We start from the raw sequence: 3,523 nt of genomic DNA on the forward strand, positions 1-3,523 counted from the left end.
GGCCCAGGCCGGCGATGAACTGCTGGGCGCGTTCTTCGAGTTCAAGAGCCCGCGCATCTACACCGCACTGAAGGCCGCGAAGGCGCGCGGCGCCGTCGTCTCGGTGCTCTACGACGGCGACAGCCAGGGCGAGGGCAACGAAAAGGCGCTGGAAGGCCAGGGCATGGACGGCATGGTCAAGTCGCGCGAGCACTCGGGCGGGTTCGCGCACAACAAGTTCCTGGTGCTGCGGCAGGCGGGCGTGCCGAAGCAGGTCTGGACCGGCTCCACCAACCTGAGCGTGAACGGCATGTTCGGCCATTCGAACAATGCGCACATCGTGCGCGACGACGCGATCGCGGCCCGGTACCACCAGTACTGGCTGCTGCTCGACCGTGACGAGACGCGCAAGCCGACCGCGACGAAGGACGAGGCCCTGTCGCCGCTGCCGGCCGACGGCTCGCCGCTGGACGCGTTGTTCTCGCCGCGGCTCGGCCTGGAGGCGCTCGACTGGTACGCGGGCCTGGCGGCCGGTGCGCAGCGCGGCGTGTTCATGACCTTCGCCTTCGGCATGAACAGCCGCTTCGTGCCCTCGTACGACAAGACCGACGGCGTGCTGCGCTTCGCGCTGATGGAGAAGAAGGGCACCGGCAAGACCTACAAGGCGCAGGCCGCCGAGGTCGACCGCATCCGCCGGCATCCGAACGTGACGGTGGCCGTGGGCAACCGGGTCGAGCTGAACCTGTTCGACCGCTGGCTGGCCGAGCTCGACCGCATCGCCGACGAGGCGCACGTGCTGTACGTGCACACGAAGTACATGCTGGTGGACCCGCTCGGCGACACGCCGACCGTGGTGGTGGGCTCGGCCAACTTCTCGGCGGCATCGACCACCGACAACGACGAGAACATGCTGGTGATCCGCGGCGACACCGCGGTGGCCGATGTCTACCTCGGCGAGTTCATGCGGCTGTTCACGCACTACGCCTTCCGCGAGTCGCTGCAGTTCAAGGACGCGACCTCGCCGGCGAATGCCTTGCTGCGCAAGTACCTGGTGCCGTCGCCGGACTGGATCCACGGCGGCGGCGGTGCGGGGCAGAGCTACTTCAAGGCGGGGTCGGACCGGGCGTTGCGGCGGGTGTATTTCTCGGGGCAGTAGGCGTGACGCGCGGCTAGATCGACATCCGGTCCCRCACGCCCTCGGCTTCCATGTTCTGCCCGCGCCCGCGCTGGATGATCTCGCCGCGCTCCATCACCAGGTACTGGTCGGCGAGCTCGGCCGCGAAGTCGTAGTACTGCTCGACCAGCACGATGGCCATCGTCTTGCGGTCGGCCAGCATGCGGATCACGCGGCCGATGTCCTTGATGATGCTCGGCTGGATGCCTTCGGTCGGCTCGTCGAGGATCAGCAGCTTCGGCCCGGCCGCCAGCGCGCGCGCGATCGCCAGCTGCTGCTGCTGCCCGCCCGAGAGATCGCCGCCGCGGCGGTTGATCATCTGCTTGAGCACCGGGAACAGCTCGAACAGCTCGGCCGGCACCGGCGTGCCGCCGCGCTTGTACGCGAGGCCCATGCGCAGGTTCTCGTCGACCGTCAGCCGGCCGAAGATCTCGCGGCCCTGCGGCACGTAGCCCACGCCCTTGCGCACCCGCTCGTACGGCGTGTCGTGCGTGATGTCCTGGCCATCGAGCTGGATGCCGCCGGTCTTCACCGGCACCACGCCCATCAGGCTCTTCAGCAGCGTCGTCTTGCCCACGCCGTTGCGGCCGAGCACCACGGTCACCTCGCCGAGCTTCGCCTCGAAGCCGAGGTTGCGCAGGATGTGCGACCCCCCGTAGTACTGGTTGATGCCTTCGACTTTCAACATGATTCAGCGGCCCAGGTAGACCTCGACGACCTTGTCGTTGGATTGGACTTCCGACAGCAGCCCTTCGGCCAGCACGCTGCCCTCGTGCAGCACCGTCACCTTCTTGCCGTTGCGTCCGTTCTGCGTCAGCTCGCCGATGAACTTCATGTCGTGCTCGACCACCACCAGCGAGTGGCTGCCTTCGAGCGACAGGAACAGCTCGGCGGTGCGCTCGGTCTCTTCGTCGGTCATGCCGGCCACCGGCTCGTCGAGCAGCAGCAGCTTCGGGTCCTGCATCAGCAGCATGCCGATCTCCAGCCACTGCTTCTGCCCGTGCGACAGCAGCCCGGCGACGCGCTGCGCGCCATCCTTCAGGTGGATCAGCGCCAGCATCGCGCCGATGCGGTCGAGCTGCTCGCCGTTCAGCCGGAAGAACATCGACGAGCGCACGCCGCGGTCGGCCTTCAGCGCGAGCTCCAGGTTCTCGAACACCGTCAGCTGCTCGAACACGGTGGGCTTCTGGAACTTGCGGCCGATGCCGATCGACGCGATCTCGTTCTCGCGCAGCCGCAGCAGGTCGATGGTCGAGCCGAAGAAGGCCTTGCCGGCATCGGGCCGGGTCTTGCCGGTGATGACGTCCATCATCGTCGTCTTGCCGGCGCCGTTCGGGCCGATGATGCAGCGCAGCTCGCCGGCGCTGATGCTCAGCGACAGCGCGTTCAGCGCCTTGAAACCGTCGAAGCTGACGGTGATGTCGTCCAGGTACAGGATCGCGCCGTGCCGGGTGTCGAGCACGCCCTCCTCGACCACGCTGCCATAGCTCGCCGTTCGCCCGCCCGAGGTGCCGGGGCCGCCCTGCTGCCTGTTCGCCAGCGCCTCGCGCACGCGTGCGCCGGCCTCCATCAGCTCGGGCGTCATGCCTTCACCTCGCTCTTGTCCTTGCCGCCCAGCTTGCGCGCCAGCCCGACGATGCCCTGCGGCAGGAACAGCGTCACCGCGATGAACAGCGCGCCGAGGAAGTACAACCAGAACTCGGGGAACACTTGCGTAAACCAACTTTTTGCGCCATTGACGAAGAACGCGCCCAAGATCGGCCCGACCAGCGTGCCGCGCCCGCCCACCGCCGCCCAGATCGCGATCTCGATGCTCGCCGCCGGCGACATCTCGCCCGGGTTGATGATGCCCACCTGCGGCACGTAGAGCGCGCCCGCGATGCCGCACATCACCGCCGAGATCACCCAGATGCACAGCTTGTAGCGCAGCGGGTCGTAGCCGGTGAACATCACGCGGCTCTCGGCATCGCGGATCGCCTGCAGCACGCGGCCGAACTTGCTGCCCACCAGCCAGCGGGCAAGCAGGAAGAAGCCGATCAGCGCCAGGCCGCTCAGCACGAACAGCGTCATCCGCATCGACGGCGTCGCGATCGGGTGGCCGAGGATGCGCTTGAAGTCGGTGAAGCCGTTGTTGCCGCCGAAGCCGGTCTCGTTGCGGAAGAACAGCAGCATCGCCGCGTACGTCATCGCCTGCGTGATGATCGAGAAGTACACGCCCTTGATGCGCGAACGGAACGCGAAGAAGCCGAACACGAACGCGAGCAGCCCCGGCACCAACACGATCAGCAGCAGCGTCGCGATGAAGCTGTCGCTGAAGGCCCAGTGCCACGGCAGCGTCTTCCAGTCGAGGAACACCATGAAGTCGGGCAG

The 3,523-nt window shown here is 67.3% G+C and carries 4 protein-coding genes; 1 reads left to right on the forward strand and 3 read right to left on the reverse strand.

Annotation, left to right across the window (positions count from 1 at the left end; translation table 11 throughout):
• On the forward strand, positions 1-1,135 hold a 1,135-nt coding region (locus AC1D15_RS22555), incomplete at its 5' end, for a phospholipase D-like domain-containing protein (protein ID WP_477827722.1).
• Between the two features lie 13 nt (positions 1,136-1,148).
• Here AC1D15_RS22555 and urtE read toward each other — a convergent pair.
• From urtE to urtC, 3 genes are all read right to left on the reverse strand, one after another.
• Positions 1,149-1,841 carry an urea ABC transporter ATP-binding subunit UrtE gene (gene urtE / locus AC1D15_RS22560; RefSeq protein ID WP_477827723.1) on the reverse strand — a complete coding sequence of 231 codons (693 nt, stop codon included), beginning with the start codon at positions 1,839-1,841 and terminating at the stop codon, positions 1,149-1,151.
• 3 nt (positions 1,842-1,844) lie between these two features.
• On the reverse strand, positions 1,845-2,738 hold the full coding sequence (gene urtD / locus AC1D15_RS22565; protein ID WP_477827724.1) for an urea ABC transporter ATP-binding protein UrtD: 894 nt from the start codon (positions 2,736-2,738) through the stop codon (positions 1,845-1,847).
• On the reverse strand, positions 2,735-3,523 hold a 789-nt coding region (gene urtC, locus AC1D15_RS22570), incomplete at its 5' end, for an urea ABC transporter permease subunit UrtC (RefSeq protein ID WP_477827725.1). The genes urtD and urtC, both read right to left, overlap by 4 nt.

It is taken from the genome of Rhizobacter sp. P2_H2 (assembly GCF_056403375.1).